We start from the raw sequence: 6891 nt of genomic DNA, 5'->3' as shown, positions 1-6891 counted from the left end.
CGTCAACCACAACCTTAAGTCGACGGGAAAGTCGAACGCCGTCAATCACCTTTTCAACATACGGCGTAACGGCATCAACACGTTCGATAGAGCCTGGTGCAACGGCAGTAAGCCAGTCCTCGCGTTCAATTCGTTCACGAACGTTTTGAATTTGATCCGCAAAGAGCGTGACGCCGGCCACCATCATTTTGAGACCGTTGTATTCCGGCGGATTGTGCGACCCGGTGACTGCAACACCCGTGCCGCAATCAAAGTACTTGGTTGCGTAATAGAGAACGGGAGTGGGCACGGCCCCGACATCCAGAACGTCCATGCCTGTTGAGGCAATGCCTTCCACCAGAGCGTTCTGAAGCCGCTCGCCGGTCAGCCGACCGTCACGGCCCACACAGAACCGCCCGGCGCCTTTGTCAAGCGCCAAGTTGCCGAGAACTCGGCCAACCGCTAGAACCGCATCCTCCGTGAGCGTCTGGTCGACCACGCCGCGGATGTCGTAAGCCTTAAAGATAGAGGCGTCGACTTTCATTTTGCTCCTCCTTTTCCATATGACGCCTTAATCTGCAGCTATTGTGAAGCCGCGTTTTCGAGCGAAATGGACCGTAGCGTCGACAAAGCCCTGCTTGGAGCCGCAGTCGAAACGCCGGCCTTCGAAGCGATAAGCCGAACAATGCACATTCCCGAGAGAGGCAGCAATCGCGTCGGTGAGCTGGATTTCGCCGCCCGCACCGGGCTTCTGCTTCGCGAGGTATTCGAAAATGGACGGTTCGAAGACGTAGCGGCCGATCACGGCTTCAGTCGAAGGTGCAACGGCCGGATCGGGTTTTTCAACGATGCCGGAAACGTCGAACCGACGTTCGTCCTCAGTTGCAGATGCGGACACAATGCCGTAGCGCTTGGTGTGTTCGCGGGGAACCTGCTGCACGGCCAATACATTGCCGCCGCCGGCACGCTCGCGGGCTTCGACAAGCTGTTTGGTTACGGAGACGTCGGCGTCGACCAGGTCGTCGGCAAGAATGACGGCAAAAGGTTCATTGCCGACAACAGGTCGAGCACACAGAACGGCATGACCAAGTCCCAGAGGCTGCGGCTGACGAATGTAGACGCATGTAACACCGGCCGGAACAATGGAGCGGAGCGTTTCAAGAAGTTCAGTCTTGCCTTTTTCCTCAAGCTCACGCTCAAGTTCCGGGCGGTAGTCGAAGTGATCTTCAATGGCCCGCTTGGTGCGTCCGGTTACGAAGATCATTTCGGTGATGCCAGCTGCTGCCGCTTCTTCAACCGCATATTGAATCAGCGGCTTATCGACGACAGGGAGCATCTCTTTGGGCATGGCCTTGGTGGCCGGGAGGAAACGGGTACCCAAACCGTTTACGGGAAATACTGCTTTCATTATATTTCAACAGAAGGAATACTTAAACCAGTTTCAAAAGAATATATATTTCTAATATCCCAGTTTATTGAACGTTTGACAATTTTTGCCGGAACGCCAGCCACAATAACTGAGTCTTCTTTAAATTCCTTTGAAACTACAGCTCCCATTGCAACAATGGAATTTTTGGATATGTATGTATCCTTTAAAATAGATACATTTTGCCCAATCCAAACATGATCTTCAACGATGATTCCATATTTCGGTCTGTTAATTATTTCACCTGATGCAGTATCGAATATGGTGTGACCATCTGAGGCTCTAAAGGTAATCCCTGTAGAAAACAGACAGTCATTACCAATTCTTACTGTCAAATTAGGTTCATTATCAGCAAATACCGAGAATTGGCGCAGAAAATTTCTATCACCAATACTAATCAATGAATTACAAGCCCCTGCACTTAATGAAGCTCTATTTATTTTATTTTTTTTGCCGATGAATACAATGGCATTTTCTCCACAAGTAATTCCTAGTTTTTCCGTTATTTGCAAATCCTCGTGAATTATTATTGTCCCATTGTTTCCCGTAAATCTATAATTTAGATTGGTAAAATGATCTATTGGAGCTTGCTGTCCAATTTCGTTGATCAAAATAAGATTATTTGCCATTTTTTTCAAAACTCCCATCTTGATATTTAAATTGCAGGGGCTGGTACGTTAAAACATTAAATTTTCTCTTATTTTTGATCAAAATAATTAAGTACAAAGAATACAGCTTCATGAACAGAGATAGAATTTCTTTATTTTTCTTTTCAGCCTTTGCCTGTTTGAAGTAAAGATATAAATCTCGTATTGCATCTTCATTTAACAATTCCTCTTCCGAAACAGCTCGCAGAAGATCTGGAATCTTGTCGTACAAAACTGGAATAAAAGTATCATTCTTTGAAAATGAAGATGAATTCACAAGATCATAGTTGTACGGAATAAACATATCCTGCGCCTTTTTCCAATCGGTCGAAATTTCCTTGACTGATTTTAATTTCTCTTTACATGAAAATTTCGCAGCTTCAACATTATCTTTAAAGCTCTCAAATTCATAATTTGTCAGGTCTTGATTGATGTTCTTTAAAATATCGAAAGCAATTTTATAATTAGACTCTTTTAGATTTTTATAGAGTGCAATGAAACCAGAAACTGTTTGAAGGGGACTCAGATATGGTGTCGAGTATGAAATTCTTGCGGTATTATCAAAATGAAATCTGTTTCGAAATTGCAATAGAATTTGCTCGTAATTTTCAGGAAACCCTTTGTCATTATGAAGACGCTGTAATAAATAGGCTTTTGCAAATTCGATGTTTTTTCCTGTGAAATTCATTCGACTAAAATATGAGTGATAGTATTCATCTACAATTTTTTTGTCATTTTTTTCTTTGGTGTTAAATAGTCTTAAAGAGATATACGGTCTTGTACAAGCTTCACCACTACATCCTGTAATTCGACAATAATCGTTGAGGTGAATAACAGGGAATGTTCTAGATGGATCAAAACAGGTTCCCAGATCGTAACTGACAAGCAAGTCTAGAAACTCACTAGGAGTAAGAGTTTCTGGTAAGTTAAAGCCAAATTTAATTTTTCTGAAAGAGGGGAAAATTTTATCGAACTTAAAGTCGAAATCCTCAGCAATTCGAGAAGAGCATTGAATTTCTCTTTCAGCTCCGCCTGTTAGAAGAGTAAAAATTGTATTTGCGTTTGTTTGCTTTGTAAGGCCAGCAAACACTAATCGAGAATCAAGTCCACCAGTCAGGTCAGCGGTGAATTTAGAAAACCGTTTTGATTCTACATAGCCTTTAATGTTATTTTTGATTTCATTGCTTGCTTTACGAATCAGTTGATCGTATGTCTCATGGTTATTTTCTAAACTTTCAGAAATCCCATCAACAATATTTATTTTTCTTTGAGAGAAATCAAATTCAAAATATTCACTGGTTTTTAAGAAATAAAGGTTTTTGACCATGCCTTCTTGACTGAAAGGTTGGTCAGTCAACATACTATTTTGCATTGAGAGTGAGAATAATGCAAAATCAGTATTGATTTCGATATCAAAATCGAGCGCTTGCATTAACATAAGCGCAAGCGAATACCGGTTCGATGCAACGAAATAATTATCGTTTTCGGAAAAGAAAATCTTGGAATGACCAAAAAAGTCTGTCCCAAAATAATATTTTTGATTTTTTCTAAAAAGAAAGAGAAATTTCCGGTCTTAAGAAATATTTCAGATCTGTCATTTTCAGACAATGAATCAAAATCCTCGCTTCCCCAAATTAATCGATCATTAAAATGCGCATAGCCTGAAAAGAAATATTTCTCATGTTTAATGGGTACGCCAACAAAATATGCGTTTTCGTGAATTTTTGTGACTTCAAAACCTTCTAACTTCGATAAGTTAATTTCATTTTGATTCCGATTTATTATGATTGCAAAATCGGAGAAAGGATAATTAAGTTTATAAAACGGAATCGTTTGAGTTACTTCATTACATAATTTGTTGTTGAACTGGTTAAAAGATAATTCATCATTGGCAGAGAATCTGCGAAATATTTCGGATACAAAGAACTTATTAGTTCCAACAACTTTACCAGCAATTGTATAGAAACCAGTCTCTTTAAGAGTCCAATTAATCATTGAACTTGTATGGATAAAGTTTTTTAGAAGTTTGCCGTTTCTAAACAACGAATACTGATACTTTGATTCTCCACCTGAATTTTGGACAGAACTCAATACTCTATCACGTCTGTTCGTAATATGAATCGGAATAAATTCTTTTTCCTCTTTATTAAATAGATCATTAATCCCTGGAATTTGTCGAACATCATTAAATGTGCCATATTTGAGCAAAATTTTTACAAGTTCTAATTTAATCCATCTGTGATTTTCCCCTTTTTTATAAGATTCTATTGCCTTAGGTATATCGATATTTCCGTCCAATCCGTCCCGATAGAAATTCCCGAGTCTTCCTGCTGCCAGAGTATCACCTTTGTCAACTAAATCTATCAAAATTTTTTTCGCATTTGCAATATTAGACGGAATTTTAGTTCCAAGAAGGCAATCAATATACTCACGATAAACGTTATTGCTCACACTTGCATTTTTCCGTGATTCAAAATATTTTTCATAAAATCGAATAGCTTCTTCAAAATTTTGGTTAGATCGACTGAGTCTTGCGGATTTCAGGTTTTCCATTTTAGTTTTCCTTCGTGATGTAGAATGGGCTCTTTTCTGCATATTCCCAATAATGAGCAGCTAACCATGATGTCTTATCATCCCATGGCTTAATTTTATCTGCGTAATGGATTATGAGTGGGCATTTTATAGCCTCGTCAAATTCAGATTTATCGATTTTTCCTTCAGATATGAATCTCGAGAAAGTATTCTGATATTTAGTCATTAAATTATATTTAATCGGAAGTAATGTAATTTTACCAAAACCAGCAACATTAATAATGTCTTGATCTTGACAATCATAAGAATTATTCAATAGCTCTTCGAACTTCTTTTGAACCTTATCTTTAATAAGTAGTCTATTGTTTACGAGAAGTACACCAGCATTTATATATTTAGATGTATCAATTCCCAGTCTATTTCGATGTTTTTTATTGTCGAATGCAGGTGCTTTAACGCCTCCAAAATAACTGTCTTTGATGTCGAAGTCAAATAAGTCTCCTATATCTCCTAGTACAATAGTATCACCATCAATATATATAAGTTTATTTAGATATCCTAGTATCTTTGGTAATTGCAATCTGTAATATGTGTGATGAGAGATGTGTGCAATTTTTAAATTTTCTTCTTTATATGCATCTTTCATATTAACAAAAACGATATTGTGTCCGTATTTTTCAACTTGATTTGTTAAAAGCTCCTTGTTTCTTTCACTAAATTCATCATCAATTAAAATATAGAAAATAAGAAAATTCCTTTGGGCCGAGTTCTCTAGAATGCTTTGGATTGAAACTGAAGTATATTTTGCATAGTTATTGTCCGAAGCATATACAATCGGTATGTATTTCTTCTGTTTAATTTCTATATACTGTTTCCTAAAATTTTTATTGTAGATAAAGTTCGGAACCTCTGCATATTTATTAATATCGAGGAGCTTGAAATATTTATTGTTTAGAGAGCATTCCATAATTGCCCTCGTCTTGTCGTCAATAGTACTTAAATAGTAAAGATTAGCTTGCAATGCTTTATTTATAAACGTACGCTTCTGAGATTCATATTGGCCGGTTTCTATGAGCTTCTTCTTAAGTTGGAAAAAAGCAATGCAAATACACTCCCAACTCTTGGCTTTACTTCTTTGTAGTGAGTTAGGATTTCCCGTTCTATAATTTACAAGAATCTCATTTACTAAAGTAATTCGTTTAGCAAGAGATAGGAGGGTATAAATAAAGACCGTGTCGTTTGACGATTTTGTTGAGGAGAATTTTACTCCAACCTTATCAATAAATTTTTTACTTATTAATTTATTCCACGCAATACATGAGTTTGCTTGAAATAATTTCTCTCCAAACTCGCCAGCACTAATGACCGCTTTATTAGGGAATAGTTCAGGACTTAATGGGAATCGACAGTTTTTAAATTCTTTTGTAACGTCGTTATATTCGCGACCTTTAAAAACGACTATATCGGCATCAACTGATTTAGCTCTTTGATAAGCTAACATCAACATATTAGGCTCAAAAAAATCATCTGCATCTAAAAATAGTACATACTCACCTTTTGCACGGCTAAGACCGTTATTCCTGGCCACTCCTGCATATTTATTTTTTTGTCTATAAATGTATAAGTTTTTGTTCTTAGTTTTATATTCATTTAGAATGCTGTATGTGCGATCAGTCGAGCCATCATCTACTACAATAATCTCGAAATTTTTGAAGCTTTGATTTAATAGCGAATCTATGCATTGATTGATATATTTATCACAGTTATATGCTGCAATAATTACCGAAACCAATGGTGCCTCTTCGTTGAATTTATAAAGTTTTATATTTTCCTTTTTTTATGTTCTTCCTTGTATTGTTTGTATACCTTTAAAAGGCGCATAGGAATAGATAGTGCTTTTAATGGATTATCAATATTTTCGACAATTACATTTCCAAGTCGATACCTCAGATGATTTTGATACTTTAGTTTTGCTTGTTCTTCAATGAGAGATAGTCTATGTTTTAATTCTTGGTTTTCTTGAAGTAACTCTTCGATGTTCAACTCATTGTTTGCTTTCATTTTGGGTTTCCTTAAAGATCTACAGCAACCTTAGTAGCCACCGCAATTTGATAAACAATCGTCATCAGGTCCTTCGCCAAAAGCATCGATTTCACGTCTACCTTCGGCAAAACCAAGATCCGATCCCCTGCATTAATGCCGAGATGTTCGGCAAGCCCCACTTCCCCGTTCTGTTTCGCTACGAGAATGTGCTTTTCATCCCCGCGGTCGGACACACCGCCCGCCGCTGCCAAGTAATCGTCGAGC

At 37.9% G+C, this 6891-nt stretch carries 6 protein-coding genes and 2 pseudogenes; all 8 read right to left on the bottom strand.

Translation table 11 applies throughout. The annotated features are described in order from the left end of the window. A pseudogene (locus GBM95_RS10560) lies at positions 1–523 on the bottom strand (phosphomannomutase/phosphoglucomutase); the annotation flags it as partial. 27 nt (positions 524–550) lie between these two features. Then, entirely contained in the window at positions 551–1387 is an 837-nt protein-coding gene (galU, locus tag GBM95_RS10555) for a UTP--glucose-1-phosphate uridylyltransferase GalU (protein WP_152159057.1), read from the bottom strand. After that, positions 1387–2034 (bottom strand): acyltransferase, encoded by a 648-nt coding sequence (locus GBM95_RS10550; RefSeq protein WP_193222671.1) that lies wholly within the window; start codon positions 2032–2034, stop codon positions 1387–1389. The genes galU and GBM95_RS10550 overlap by 1 nt, the downstream gene beginning before the upstream one ends. After that, a complete protein-coding gene (locus tag GBM95_RS10545; protein WP_152159055.1) occupies positions 2024–3484 on the bottom strand; it encodes a hypothetical protein in 1461 nt (486 codons plus the stop codon). Before GBM95_RS10545 ends, GBM95_RS10550 begins: the two co-directional genes overlap by 11 nt. Next, a complete protein-coding gene (locus GBM95_RS10540; RefSeq protein WP_152159054.1) occupies positions 3484–4605 on the bottom strand; it encodes an SEL1-like repeat protein in 1122 nt (373 codons plus the stop codon). Before GBM95_RS10540 ends, GBM95_RS10545 begins: the two co-directional genes overlap by 1 nt. Position 4606: 1 nt before the next feature. After that, complete coding sequence (locus GBM95_RS10535; RefSeq protein WP_152159053.1) at positions 4607–6376, bottom strand: glycosyltransferase; 1770 nt, start codon at positions 6374–6376, stop codon at positions 4607–4609. Between the two features lie 29 nt (positions 6377–6405). Beyond that, on the bottom strand, positions 6406–6645 hold the full coding sequence (locus tag GBM95_RS10530; protein WP_152159052.1) for a hypothetical protein: 240 nt from the start codon (positions 6643–6645) through the stop codon (positions 6406–6408). Positions 6646–6656: 11 nt separating this feature from the next. Further along, positions 6657–6891, bottom strand: a pseudogene (locus tag GBM95_RS12385) (polysialic acid transporter); the annotation flags it as partial.

Source organism: Sutterella seckii (genome assembly GCF_009183815.1).
Classification (GTDB): domain Bacteria; phylum Pseudomonadota; class Gammaproteobacteria; order Burkholderiales; family Burkholderiaceae_F; genus Sutterella; species Sutterella seckii.
Note: the sequence above shows the minus strand (reverse complement) of the source record. Positions and strands in the feature narration are given on the sequence as shown.

Excerpts from the sequence above, each read along its gene's own strand:
- galU (WP_152159057.1), bottom strand. The coding sequence starts at position 1,387 with ATGAAAGCAGTATTTCCCGTAAACGGTTTGGGTACCCGTTTCCTCCCG.
- GBM95_RS10550 (WP_193222671.1), bottom strand. The coding sequence starts at position 2,034 with ATGGCAAATAATCTTATTTTGATCAACGAAATTGGACAGCAAGCTCCA.
- GBM95_RS10545 (WP_152159055.1), bottom strand. The coding sequence starts at position 3,484 with ATGCAAGCGCTCGATTTTGATATCGAAATCAATACTGATTTTGCATTA.
- GBM95_RS10540 (WP_152159054.1), bottom strand. The coding sequence starts at position 4,605 with ATGGAAAACCTGAAATCCGCAAGACTCAGTCGATCTAACCAAAATTTT.
- GBM95_RS10530 (WP_152159052.1), bottom strand. The coding sequence starts at position 6,645 with ATGAAAGCAAACAATGAGTTGAACATCGAAGAGTTACTTCAAGAAAAC.